This is a genomic window from Pseudoxanthomonas sp. PXM03 (genome assembly GCF_014852005.1).
Taxonomy (GTDB): Bacteria; Pseudomonadota; Gammaproteobacteria; order Xanthomonadales; family Xanthomonadaceae; genus Pseudoxanthomonas_A.
Genome location: NZ_JACVAU010000006.1, coordinates 45,620 through 58,130, shown reverse-complemented (window position 1 = coordinate 58,130; position 12,511 = coordinate 45,620). Strand labels below are relative to the sequence as shown.

Annotated in this window: 6 protein-coding genes; 1 reads left to right on the top strand and 5 read right to left on the bottom strand. The window is 66.8% G+C overall.

All coding sequences use genetic code 11. The features are described from left to right. Nucleotides 1–70 precede the first annotated feature (70 nt). Nucleotides 71–2,944, top strand: coding sequence for a serine/threonine-protein kinase (locus IB223_RS18625; protein WP_192203281.1), 2,874 nt, complete (start codon nt 71–73; stop codon nt 2,942–2,944). A gap of 175 nt (nt 2,945–3,119) precedes the next feature. On the opposite strand, the gene IB223_RS18620 is transcribed toward IB223_RS18625, so the two are convergent. The 5 genes from IB223_RS18620 to IB223_RS18600 form a co-directional block, all read right to left on the bottom strand. Continuing rightward, nucleotides 3,120–3,323: an oxidoreductase-like domain-containing protein gene (locus tag IB223_RS18620; RefSeq protein WP_192203280.1), complete on the bottom strand. Its 204-nt coding sequence runs from the start codon at nt 3,321–3,323 to the stop codon at nt 3,120–3,122. Further along, nucleotides 3,320–5,464, bottom strand: a complete 2,145-nt coding sequence (locus IB223_RS18615; RefSeq protein ID WP_192203279.1) for a S46 family peptidase — start codon at nt 5,462–5,464, stop codon at nt 3,320–3,322. Before IB223_RS18615 ends, IB223_RS18620 begins: the two co-directional genes overlap by 4 nt. Before the next feature lie 73 nt (nt 5,465–5,537). Then, entirely contained in the window at nt 5,538–6,593 is a 1,056-nt protein-coding gene (locus IB223_RS18610) for a winged helix DNA-binding domain-containing protein (protein ID WP_192203278.1), read from the bottom strand. A gap of 5 nt (nt 6,594–6,598) precedes the next feature. After that, complete coding sequence (locus IB223_RS18605) at nt 6,599–10,429, bottom strand: translocation/assembly module TamB domain-containing protein (protein ID WP_343227229.1); 3,831 nt, start codon at nt 10,427–10,429, stop codon at nt 6,599–6,601. Beyond that, on the bottom strand, nt 10,426–12,210 hold the full coding sequence (locus IB223_RS18600; RefSeq protein WP_192203277.1) for an autotransporter assembly complex family protein: 1,785 nt from the start codon (nt 12,208–12,210) through the stop codon (nt 10,426–10,428). The genes IB223_RS18605 and IB223_RS18600 overlap by 4 nt, the downstream gene beginning before the upstream one ends. Nucleotides 12,211–12,511: the final 301 nt, after the last annotated feature.

Genomic DNA, 12,511 nt, shown 5'->3' with positions numbered 1-12,511 from the left:
TTTTCACGACGTCGGCAAGAGGGAGTGTGTCGTTCCTGCTCGCCGAGGATCGGCCGGGTGGGAGCGACCGATGAATCCCGCCAGGATTCGGGCGCTCGCTCTTCTGGGCGACTATCTCGCTCTCAATGCCAGTGATCGGGAAAGAGAGCTGCGCGCGCTCGAGAAGCGCGAACCCGAAGTCCACCGTCTGGTTGCCGCCATGCTCCGCATGGACCAGGCCGAGCATCCACTGGATCACCTTCCCAGCGAGGTGCTCGAGCGCCTTGAGAAGACGGACCAGACGCACGCTGAGGCACGCCTTGGTAGCCGATTGGGGCCGTGGTTGATCACGGACGTCATCGGCACTGGCGGAATGGGGACCGTGTACAAGGCCAGGCGTGACGACGGGCAGTACGAACAGCAGGTCGCGCTCAAGTGCGTGCGCAGGGAGTTGACCTCGGAGGCGCTTGTGAATGCCTTCATTCGTGAGCGCAACACCCTGGCCCGTCTGAGCCATGTCGGAATCGCGCCCCTCCTTGATGGCGGCGTGGACCTGCATGGACATCCCTGGTTTGCCATGCGACTGGTGGACGGAGAGCCCATCGACCAGTGGTGCGACAGAAGAAGGTCGAGCATCGAAGTACGTGTGCGGCTGCTTGAAAAAGTCTGCGAGGCACTCGATTACGCGCACCGACACATGGTTCTGCACCTCGACATCAAGCCGTCCAATCTGTTGGTCACTGCGGATGGCAACATCCAGATCGTCGATTTCGGGCTGTCCACGGTGCTCAACGGTGAACGTGAAGCGCCTCGCATCGCCGTCTCCCCGGGGTACACGGCGCCGGAGGCGCTGACCGGGATACTGCCAACCGCAGCGTTGGACATCTATTCGATGGGCATGGTGATGCGCCGTCTCCTGTGGGGGGTACTGCCGAAGGACGCAAGCCCGCTTCGCATGGTGGATCCGTCGGGGCCGATGAGCCACGAGGCGGCACCGATTGCCAAGTCCGGCACTCTGAAGGATGCCGAGACGCGAGGACTCCCAGACGCCAGGGCACTGGAAAGGCGCTTGAGTGGCGACCTTGAAGCCATCGCGGCGTGCTGTACCTCTTACGATCCAGCGACGCGATACACATCATTGCTGGAGCTTCGGGACGACCTCGGCGCATGGCTGCATGGAATGCCGGTAAGTGCTCGAAAGGGGGGCGCGGCCTATCGAGTCGTGAAGTTTCTGCAACGGAACCGGGCCACGGTTGCAGTGTCCGTCCTTGCCGCGGGACTGCTGGTCGCAGGTGCGCTGACCCTCCACATCCAGGCGAAACGCTCCGCGGACGAGGTGCTCGCCCATGACGCCATGGCGGCCATCTTCAGCAAGACGCTGGGGATGGCTACGCTCTCCGGGCTTGCACAGAGCCCCCACTCATCGGATGACCTGCTGCAGAAGACGGAACTGCAAATGCGGAGCCTGTCGTTGCAGGAGCATCCGGAGATCCTGGCACGGGGTCTGCTGGCTCTGGCAAGAAGCCATTCCATGATCGGCCAGCATCGCAGGGCGAAAGTCCTGGCCGATGAAGCGGCGCAGCTTGCGGAGGAAAAACCGCTCGTGCAGGCCGAGGTTCAGGCGACTCGCGCAGCCCTGTTCAACATCGAAGGAGAGCCGAAGAACGCCTTGGCCGTGGCCCACTCTGCCCTGGGTGTCCTGCCCGGCGCGAACGAAGAGCAGTGGGTGCCAGTGCGGCTCCAGCTCATGGTGGAGCTTGCCCGCGCGCAATGGAATCTCGTCCGCCACAGGGAGGCACAAAGTACTCTCGACAGGGCGCTTGACCTTGCCAGGCGCCATCAGTCGGCGTCTCCGGAGCCCTACATCGAGCTCCTCACCATCCAGGGGTACTGGTACTTTCAACAGTATCGATTCGGCACCGGGATAGAGCATCTTCGAACGGCCATAGAACTGGCGGAGCCGAGGTATCCCCTGCTCGCCGCAAACGCGGAACGCGTTCTTTTCGAAAGTCTCGCTCACCTGGGAAGGACGGAAGAAGCGAGAAAGTACGCCGAGCTGCAGTGGAACAACACGCTCAAGGCGGTCGGCGAATCGCATCCGAGCATGGGCAGCGCCTGGCTGGTGCTTGGCAACGCAAGATGCAATGCAGGGGAGCTCGTGCGTTGCCGCGAAGCCATCCGGAAGGGCGAGGAGCGCATTCTCGCCGAATACGGCGAAAGCCATCCCGAGTACGCCCTGGCACTGACTTACCGTAGCTGGTTGATGAAGTTCGAAGGTGGCCAGCGCGAGGAGATCCTTGCGCTCACCCGAAGGTCGCTGGCGATTCTCCGGCAGTACTACCCGCTGTCTCACGAGAAGGTCGCGAGCGTACAGGTTGGCTTGGCAGGCCGGCTCGTGAACAACATCGAGAGCGAGCCTGAGCAGGAGCGCATGGCCGCCATCCACGCGTCCATGGCACTTCTGAATGAGGTGATCAAGGCATGTCGTGAGGATGATGTTCCGCCCCCGCCTATTGCAAAGAGGACCTTGGCGAAGCTCTACATCATGCTCGGACGAGAGGAAGATCTTCAGCGTGCGCAGGAGCTTCTCGAGGAGAGCAGGGACTTCATCATCGAGCACGAACTGACGGACACTTTCTACTACAGCACGAATCAGATGGCGCTCGCGCATCTCTACTTCAAGCGGGGACGCCTCGATGATGCGGATAGCCTGTACGAGAAGCTGCAGGCCAGCGCCGTCGGGAAACTGCCTGACCCGAATGCCTACAGCAGGCTCAATACCTCCGTGCTCATGCGCGCCGATATCGCGTCCAGGAAGGGGCGTGTGGATCAGGCGCTCGCACTGCTGCGAAGCGCCTATCCGAGCTTTGCGGCTCACTATCCGGACGACCACCGGTATGTCACGGGCATGCAGGACGCCATACGGCAGCTCGAGACGACAGGCAGACTCAGGCCGCAGTTGTGAGACGGATCGGGCAGAGGGTGCCCGCCGCACCCGGCAGGGCCGGCTAGATCTGGCCGTCGTTACGAGAGCTGTTCGCCGCCATCGGTTTTGAACCGCTCCCGGACCCGTGCTTCCGCAAAAACAGAAGGGCTCGCAAGAACGGGCCCCGAGGGTTGTTCATGTCGAAAATCCGGCTCTATGACCCGCGGGGCTCTGCGTCATGGCCATCAAGGTCCGGCGTTGCGGGATGCCGGACATTCCACGCCGCCAGCTGTTCGCGGTAGTGCTGCAACTGCTCCGCATACAGGTCGTGCACGCAGATGGGGCAGCCGCTGTTGCAGCAGTCGCTGGGCAGCGGCGGCTCCGGTTCCACCGGTCGCGGGTCGTCGTCCGGCGTCACTGTGCGCCCATCTCCTCCAGCAGGTGCGGCGCCGGATAGACCTTGCCCATCAACCAGCGCAGGTAGCGCATGTCGACATGGACGGCGCGTTTGTAGCGCGGATCGAACATCCAGCTGGCACTCACGGATTCCCAGTTGCTGTCGAAATTGAGACCGATCAGTTCGCCGCGCGCGTTGAGCACCGGTGAACCGGAATTGCCGCCCGTGGTGTCCAGGTTGGTCAGGAAGTTGACTGTCTGCGTCTTCAGTGCGGGATCTACCGTACCGGCGAAGTCGCCCTTCGCGATGGCATCGAGCAACGGCTTCGGCGCGTCGAACGGCACATCGCCGGTGTTCTTCTCGACGATGCCGGCCACCGTCGTCACCGGTGTGTACCGCACGCCGTCGCGCGGCGAGAATCCGTCCACCTTGCCGAAACTGACGCGCAGCGTGCCGTTGGCGTCCGGATACAGAGCGCGTCCCTGTTGCTGGCGCCAGGCGAACAGCGCGCGCATGTAGGCGGGACGCAGGCGCAGCTGCTCGCCCTCGCGCGTCTTGCGCTCCTGTTCCAGCGCCAGTTGCACGGGCACCAGCTTCGCGGCGAGGTCGATCAGCGGGTCGGCAGCCATCGGCTTGCCTTCCCGCGCGGCAGCGAAACGCGACAGGCGTTCGGCTTCGTCGCCCAGTTTCGTGCCGGCATACAGCGTGTCGAGCGCCTGCTTCAATGCGGCCGGCGTGCGGCCGAAGGCGGCATCGAAACCCGGCAGGCGCTGCGCATCCGGCAGTTGCTGGTAGCGCGCCAGCAGCACCGTGAGCAGCGCCTTCTCCACGTCCGGCGCATAGCGGCGCTGCACCTGCTTCAGGATGCCTTCGATCAGGGCGTGGTCGCGCGCCTGGTAGCCGCTCTCGCGTTCGGCATCCGGTTTGGCGGATTCCACCCGCAACCGTTCCAGCGTGATCGCCGCGCGCATCAGCTGGGACTGGGAACCGAACAGGGCCAGCAACAACTCGCGTTCGCGCACGGCCGAACCGCCAGCGATCGACGCATTCAATGCATCGATGTCCGTCCGTTCCTTCGCGGCCGCCTCGGTGGCGAGCATGTCGCGCTCGTCGTCGGCACGGACGCGGACCGCATCGCTGCGGCGGAGGCCTTCCAGCTCGCCGGCGGCGCGCTTGCGGTTGTTCTTCAGCGACTGCAGCTGTGCGGCGTACCGTGTTTTCGCGTCGGCATCCCGGACACCGGCCGTTTCCACGACATCGATCAGCTGGTCGAACACGGCCACGCGCGCGGGCAGCGTCCAGTTCACCTGTTCGTCGAACTCGGCGGCGGTGCGGTGGCGGTAGGTGGTGCCCGGATAGCCGGCCAGCATGGCGTAGTCGCCCGCCTTCGGGCCGTCCTTCGCCAACGGCAGGTGCGCTGGCGCGCGGTAGGGCACGTTGTCGGCGCTGTAGGCGGCCGGCTTGCCGTCCTTGCCCACGTAGGCGCGCAGCAGGGTGAAGTCGCCGGTGTGGCGCGGCCACATGAAGTTGTCGATCTCGTCGCCGTAGTTGCCGATCGCGCGCGGCGGCGCATAGACCAGGCGGATGTCGCGCAGCTCCAGTTGGCGGATGCGGTAGAAGTCGGTGCCGTAGTACATGTTCGCCACGCTGCAGCGCACGCCGCCTTCCTGCTCGCACTCGGCGACGATGGCCTTGCTGGCGCGATCGATGGCATCGAAGTACGCCCGCCCGGTCTTGCCGGCCGCATCCTTCAGTACGGTATCCGTGACCTTGTCGTAACCCACCGTCACCAGGACGCGGAAGTCCGGATTCGCCGGCAGTTCGCCGGCACGGGTGGCGGCGATGAAGCCATCGTCGATCAGGTTGCGCTCGGGCCTGCTGTTGTACTGGATCACGCCGTACGCGACGTGATGGTTGGTCAGGATCAACCCGTCCGGCGAGACGAACGCGCCCGTGCCGCCGCCTGCGCGCACCACCGCGCTCAGCGGGGCGGCGGTGACATCGGCCAGCGCCTGCGGTTTGCCCTTGAAGCCGGCGTCGCGCAGCGGCTTGGCCAGTTGCGGCAGCTGCGAGGGCATCCACATGCCTTCGTCGGCATGGGCGGGCAGGGACAGCGCGGCGCCCAGGGCGAGGGCGGAGGTCGAGAGTCGGCGGCGCATCATCAGGCTCCGGCGGAGAGGACTGCGACGATATCGGCAGAGCCGGGATGCGGCAATGCCGGACGCCATCGAATGATCAGCGCGCGGCGCCGAGGAAGTGGTGCTGTCGCTGCGCCGCGCGACGGATGCCGCTGTGTTCCGCCTCGCTCAGGGCACGCAGGGGAGCGAGCGCGATGTCGTCGCCGGCCGCCGCATCGCGTTTCCAGGTCGCGGCCACCCGGCCACCGATGATCGCCGTTGCGCTGACCAGGCCGTTCACGCCGATCACGCGCCGTGTGTATGCGGCGTCCAGCACGGGCGTGCGGTCGCGGTAGCCGATGAGATATTCATCGAATGCCGGCAACAGATGCACCGCATTCGAGCGCGCAGGCGCAGCCGCATCGGCATGCGACCACCACGTCGTCCCGTCATGTGTTTCCTGCACCAGCGCGGATGCGGCGGATGCAAGGGCCTGCATGGCCTCCTTGCGCGGCAGTCCCGACCACCATGCCAGGTCGGCCGCCGTCGCCGGCCCGTGCCCTTGCAGATAGCGCAGTGCCAGCTGCCGGAGTGCTTCGTCGCGCGCGAGCGGCGCGCTCGGCGGCACCCATGCATCGAGCAGGACGAACGTCGGCTGCTTGCCATGACGCGGTCCCTGGCAGATGACACCCTCATGCGCCAGCCAGTTCAGCAGGTGCAGGCCCCGCTGACCGCCGCTGGGAATGCCGGCTGGCTCCATGCAGGCATAGAGGTCGGCGCGGGTAACGGGCACGCCTTCCTTCAATGCCTGTTCCAGCACGCGTCGACCGTGCGTGAGCGTGGAGGCATCCAATCCGAGATCGCGCGCGATCCGTGCCGCATTCGCGGCCTGCACGCGGGGTGCCAGCAATGCCACCATCCAGCGGACGTCCTCGCGCGCGAGCCAGTGCAGGGTGCCGCGCATCGGCCAGGTGCGGACAATCTTGCCGCACGCGATGGCGTCTTCCACCGTTGCCCGCGTCGCGCCGCGGGTGCGCAGGCCGATGGCCCACAGCGATGCCGCATAGTCCTGCGCCTGCATTGCCCCCATGTGGCGGACGGCATCGGCCGGATCCGCCGCCATCGGTACCGCGATGCCGTGCCGCTGCAGGCGTCGGGCCGTCAGGGACGGCATCACGTCTACTTTTCCTTGCGCCAGTTGATCGAGCCGCGCGTCTCGGTGGTGCTGGACTCGATCTCTACGTCGAAGCCCTTGCGCAGCAGGTATTTCAGCGTGACCGCGGAGCCTGATCCGACCATGGAGACGCCGTAGCTGACGTAGAGCTTGGGCGACAGGTATTTGCCCACGCCGAACACCGAGCCGCCGAGCGTGCGTGATTCCAGCACGCCGGCATCATCCAGGCCGATCTTCGCACCGAGCTGCGATGCCAACAGGCCCGCACCCGCGCCGAGCGCGGACGAAGCGGCGTTGATCTGGCGACTCTCGTCGCTGCTGGCGGTGTTGAGCGAACGGCCGAGCACCAGGTACGCCAGCGCTTCGGATTCGGACATCGATGGATTGGACCACACGCGTGCGCGCGGCTGGCTGGCGCGGCCGGTGACGTCGATGCCGGCGGTGACGCTGGCGCTGACCACTTCGCGTTCGGCGCGGATGTTGATGCGCGGATCGGAGATCGCGTTGTTGCTCCAGGTCAGTTCGCCACGGGTGATGCGCAGTTTCTGCCCGTAGGCTTCGTAACGCCCGTCCACGTCCAGGCGGCCCGTGCCCAGCATCTCGCGGCCGGGCTGCGAACGCACGTGCAGGGTGCCGGCCAGCGTGCCTTCCAGGCCATAGCCTTTCAGGTTGACCTCGTCGCCGACCTTGAGGGCGAGGTCCAGGTCCAGTCGTGAACTCGGTGCGCGTTCGGGATCGGCGGGATCCAGCACCACCACGTCTTCCGACGCGGACACGCCGTCATCCAGTTTCTCCACGTCGATGGTGGCCGAAGGAATGCCCACCTCGCCACGCACGCGGATGGTGTTGTCGGCGAAGCCCACCTGGATGTCCGGCGATGCGACCGCACGCAGGTCGGTGGTGTCCGCCACGAGCACGTTGTCGCCGCGCACCTGGAACTGCAGCGGCGTGGTGTCGTTGTTCCAGCCCAGCGTGCCCGACACGTTGAGCACGCCGCCGGTCCCGGTGCCGCCGGTCGACGAGACCGTCTTCATGCTGCCGTCGATGCGCGCGCTGCCGTCCGACAGCGCGACCAGTTCCGCGCCGCCGTCCGCCAGCGACACGCCGAGCGCGGGCAACTCGCCGGTGAATTCGGTGAGCGTGGCTTCGCCGCTCAGCAGCGGATGGCCCCGCGTGCCGGCAACGCCGATGTGGCCGGCCAGCTTGCCGCGCGGGCGCACCAGGTCCGGCGAGAACAGTTCCATCCAGAACAGGCGCGAGTTGTGGAAGTACAGGTCGCCCTTGAGCGGCGCGAACGCATCCCAGCCGGTGGCGAAGGTGGCATCGACATAACCGTCGCCCTTGAAGCCGGTACCGAGCCGGCCCTGGATGCGCTGCGGGTTGAAGTCGGCATCGAAGGTGAAGTTGTCGTAGCGGATGATCTCGCCGCGGGCGCTGGTGCCCATCTTCAGGCCGCCATCCAGGGAGGCCAAGTGCACTTCGCCCTGCCATGCGTTGCCGGCGGGCCGCAGCGTCGCGTCGAGGGTGAACTCGCCGCGCAGCGTCAGCGGTCGGCCGCTGCTGGGTGGCAACCACGGCTGCACCAGGGCCAGCGAAAGCGCTTCACCACGCACCACCAGTCCTGGTCGTGGCCAGTTGGCGGTGGCGCAGAGGGCGCCGCCGATGTCGGAACCCAGGCAGCTTTCGGACAACGTCCACGCGCTGCCGTTCTGCGCGTAGCGGGCGGGTTGCCGCAGCGTCCACGGGTTGCCCTTGGATGGCGCGATGCGCAGCGTATCCAGCGTGCCCTGCCAGTTGGCGCCACGCTTCTGTGCGCTGCCCGACAACACCACGGCTCCCATCGCATTGCGTGCATCGCCGTCGACCTGCAGGTCTTCCACCGCGCCGCGCGCGCTGAGCTGCACGCTGTCCAGGACGGTGCCCACGTCGACGGCACTGCCCTGCAGGGTGAGTTCGCCATTGCCGCTGCGCCAGGGCAGGTTGCCGCGCAGGCTCAGGCTGCCCGCGCTCCAGTCGTTCCAGCGCAGGCTGTCGCCGCCGAGATCGGCGTTGAGAGTGGGTGCCGTGCGCGCGCCGGTCAGTTTCAGCGTGCCGGCCAGGGTGCCGCTGGCGTCCGGCAGCAGGTCGGCCAGGTTGAGCGGGCGGAACGTCGCATCGATATCCAGTGTGTCGCCGACCTTGCCCTGCGCGGCGATGCGGCTACCACCCAGCGACAGGTCCAGCTCGCCTTCACCGGCGTTGCCGTCGAGCGCGAACGTGCCGCGCGCTTCCAGCGCGCGGTCACGCAGGCGGCCCGTGAGTTTCGGCACGTCGAGCGTGCCCTGGAACTGGCCGTCCTCGCGCTGGCGCCCCTTCGACGCCAGCGCGCCCGAGAGGTTGCCGTTCCAGCCTGCAGCGAAGTAGCCCGGATCGAAACCGGCCAGCGTCGCCTTCACGTCCCAGTCCAGCACGGGGGACCAGCCCACCATGCCGGTGGCATCCAGCGTGCCGGTGGGCATGCGCGCCTGCAGTTTCTCCAACTGCACGCGTTCGGCATTGCCACGGCCATCGAACTCCACCACCGCGCTGTCGTCGCCGCGGGTCAGCGTGGCCTTGCCGATGGCGGCCCATGCTTCCAGTTTGCCGGCCACGCCGAAATCGCCCTCGGCACCGATCATGCTGTCCGCTTCCGTGCCCCAGCGCAGGCCGCGTGCGTTCACCGCAAAACGGAAGGTGGGGTTCTCCGGCACGGTGAAGTCCGCGCGACCACGCAGCGCGGCATAGCCGTCGAACGCGCGGATCGCCAGCGGCTCCACGGTCAGCACTTCGCCGTCGATGCGTGCATGCGAAGGTTCTATCACCACGGCGATGTCGCCCTGCTGCACCGTGCCCTGCAGGTCCGCGGCACCGCCCGCCCCCTTGGCTACCAGGTCGAAAGAGACGGGCGTGCTGTCTTCCATCACGCCCAGCAACGACAGGTCCAGTGCTTCCGTCTTCGCGGCGAGGTTCCATGTCGGCCGGGTTTCGCCGCGCAGCGTGAGCGTGGCGCGCAACGGCGCGGGCGCGGCACCGGAAATGCCCACGTTCATGCGGGCGCGATTCCCGCGCGCGACCAGTCCGATGCGCGCGGGGGTGCGCCCGGCAGCGGCCGCGAACACGCCAGTGGCCGTCAGGTCGGTGTCGTAGCCGTCGCGGGGTTCGTAACGGCCATGCACGCCGAAGGTGCCGCGATCGCTCGCGATGGCCAGCTTCTCCGCATGCACGTATCCGTCGCCGATATCGATGCCGCCGCCCGCATGCACGATGTCGATCAGGGGCTGCCTGCTCTGGCGGATCAGGAAGCGGTCCACCTCAAGCCGGTCTGCCTGGATCGCCAGCGGCATCTCGATCTGCGGCAGCATGTCGGGCCAGTGCGGCAGCTCGAACGGTTCGTCGCTTTCCGGCACATCGAGCATCGCACCGCGCAGCTTCAGCACATCCAGTCGCAGGCGCTTGCCGAGCAGCGGACGCAGGTCCGGCTCCAGGTAGACCTCGTCGGCGGTGAAGCGGATCTTGTCCCAGCGGAAGTCGACGCCACGCAGCGTCAGCGGGCCCGCGATCGGGCCGTCCACTTCCCTGTATTCCAGCGAGGCGTCGGCCGGCAGGCGTGCCTTGATCTGCGCGAGCAGCATGTCGCGGCCCGCGACCGTCTGCAGCAGCCAGTACAGGCCGATGCACAGCAACAGCGTCAGTACGCCGGTGCCGATGGCGCTGCGGATCGCCAGCGTGCGCATGCGTGCCCTGCGGCGCGCGCGCAACTCGGCGATGCGGGCGTCGCGCTCTTCCGGCGTCAGGTTGTCGGGTACGCGCTTCTTCACAGATCGGTCCCGATGTTGAGGTAGATCTGGAAGCTGGAATCCGGGTCATTCAGCCCGTGCGCCACGTCCAGGCGGACCGGCCCCACCGGCGAGCGCCAGCGCAGGCCCACGCCGATGCCGGTGCTCAGGTCCGGGCGGGTGCCATCGAAGGCGCTGCCGGTGTCCACGAACACCGCGCCACCGTAGGGGCCGCCCTTCGGATAGAACTCGTACTCCACGCTGCCGGTGACCACGTTCTTCGCGCCCAGTGCGTAGTCGCCACGGCGCGGGCCGACTTCGCGCCACGCATAGCCGCGGACGCTGCGGTCGCCACCGGCGAAGAAACGCAGCGACGGCGGCATCGCCACCAGCGAACTGGTGAACGTATGGCCATACTCGCCGCGCACGATCAGCGCGCTGTTGGTCTTGTACCGCTGCGACCAGCGCGCACGCATGTGGAACTGCAGGAAGTTCGCATCCGAGCCCGCGCCATCCACGCCGCCGCGCAGCAGGATGGACCCGGCCAGCTGGTCGGGACGGTTCGAGCCGACCTGCGAGTTGGTGTAGTCCGCGCGCAGCGAGGGGTAGGTGAAGGTGGCGTACTGCACGGTCGTGTCGGACAGGCCGGTGACCGGATCGTCTTCGACATAACGCCAGCGCTCGCGCAGCGCGTGGATCGACGCCACCGCGGTCCAGTCTTCGCTGACCTGTCCGCTGCGGCTGCCGGTGAATTCGACATGGCGCAGGTCGATGTAGTCGGTCTGTTCGTCGCTGGCCTGCACGCCGACGGTGTACCAGCCGTCCAGCCACTTGAACGCGGGGATGCGGTACTGGGTCAGCAGCGTCTTGCGCTTCTGCGCGTAGTCCAGGTGCGTGGACAGTTTATGTCCGCGCGAGTTCACGTAACGGCGGTCCAGCCCCAGCCGAATACCGGGCCCGCTCTCCGTGCCGTAGCTCACGCCGGCGGTGTAGATGTCGCGCTTGGCCAACTCCAGGTTCACGTCGACCGGCACGCGTCCGTCCACGGCCTTGTCGGGGTTGGCCTGGATGTCGATGTTCGCGAAATAGTCCAGGCCGACCAGCGATTCGCGCAGGCGGTCCAGCTTGCCCTGGTGGAAGTAGCTGCCTTCTTCCCAGTACACCAGCTTGTCCAGCAGGCCCGGATCGAACTTGTCCTGGTGGAACGTGGTCGGCCCCATGTCATAACGGATGCCGCTGACCCAGCCCAGCGCGATGTCGGCGGCGTGTTCGGCCCGCGTGACTTCCACCCGGCGGTGGGTGAAGTCGGCATCGAAGTAACCGCGATCCGCCAGTCGCCGCACGATGACCAGCTTGCTGGCTTCGTAGGTGGTGTGGTCGAAGACCTCGCCGACCTTCGGCGCGAACGCGTCCAGGTCTTCCTTCAGGTAGCGGTCGTCGCCGCCTTCGCCTTCGATGGACAGGTCGCGTCCACGCACGCGGACGGGTTCGCCGAGGGCGATCCGCAGGGTGATGATGAGCCGCTCGTCGTTGGCGCCTTCGGTGCGCGGCGCATCCACGGTGATGGTGGGCGAGTAGTAGCCGAACGGCTCCAGCGCTTCGCGCGTTTCGGCGACGGCTTCACCCAGCAGGTATTCCAGACGCGACTCGCCCAACCGCTTGCCGAGCGAATCGTTGAGCGACAGCGCGGTGTTGACGTTCTCGATCATCAGCTCGTTGTCGAGCCCTTCGATCTGCACCTTGTCGACGATGGCCGCGGCACCGGCGTGGCTGGCAGCGGCAAGCAGGAACAGGGCAGTGGCGAAGCGGGGGAGTCGACGCATGCGGGCAGGATAACCGGTGAGGGTTAAGCGGGGTGAAGGGGTGCGGCCGCCACGCGAATCGCGGTTCACGAGAAGTCACACTGATCGCGTACGCGGAATGATCCCACGCCCCGCGTGCGGGGAGAGCAACTGTCTTGATTCAGGCGCAGCAGGAAGAGGAAGTTTTCCGCAGACATCCGGTGTTCGGTCAGCCGGCAGTGGCTGCGCTGCAAGGGTCGGCGCGAAGAGCGCCCCTCATCCGCCCCCGTATCCAGTACGGGGCAGGCTCTTCGGGCACCCTCTCCCCGCACGCGGGGAGAAG